This window comes from Mesorhizobium sp. CNPSo 4688 (genome assembly GCF_057784295.1).
Window position 1 is genome coordinate 1 of the sequence record NZ_JBWLUY010000088.1, and the last position, 744, is coordinate 744.

The 744-nt window shown below is 63.4% G+C and carries 1 protein-coding gene; it reads right to left on the bottom strand.

All coding sequences use genetic code 11. The features are described from left to right. Positions 1 to 744: Ulp1 family isopeptidase (locus tag AC04SH_RS34900; protein ID WP_488481875.1), on the bottom strand; the 744-nt coding region annotated here is incomplete at both ends.

Genomic DNA, 744 nt, shown 5'->3' on the forward strand with positions numbered 1-744 from the left:
GACTCCAAGCGCGCGCCCAGCCTTGCTGCGAGTTGTCCTGCGGGCGCCTCGTTGTATCTCCCGTTCGAGTCGTAGTGATAGGCAACCGGCCGTTCCCGCTCGCGGCGATCAACGAACAGCAGCGACCAATGGCTGCCGCGGCGATTGGCACTGGCATCGTTCAGTGGCAGGAACAGGAAGTCGGCCGTGTCGTCGCCATTGTGATCATGAACGATGCGCTGGAATGCGCCTAGCATGTCGCTCTCGGTGCCCAAGCGCAGGCTGCCAAGGGTTATGAGGGGATCCACGAACCGCGTCCGGGCGGCCAGACCCGGATTGTTCCCCTGCAACTCTTGCGTCAGGAGCTGGTAATCCCTCAGGACATGCTCGTCGCCCAGCCATTCCATGTCCTGGAGCACCAGCCCGCGGCCGTGAGACGGGGCTGTCGGACCCAAAGCCCCGATCTGAGCATCGGAGGACATGCTTGCAAACACCGGCACGGAATTATCATCGTCGCGTGACTCAGACGGCGTGGCCGCAGTCAGATCAACCAATGGAAAATCCCGGTAGGTGTCTGGGCGGGCGCTGGCAGCGGGCGCTGGCGCTGCTTCCGGGTTCGGCCACATACTCCAATCAAAGTTGAGCGGCATCTGCGGCCACCCGGTTGAGGCGAACCGGGCAGGTTCTTGCCGTCCGGCCTGGACGATGTCCTGCGCCTGCGATGGCAATGCACCCAGTTGATGGATGGGGTCCGCCGACGACATC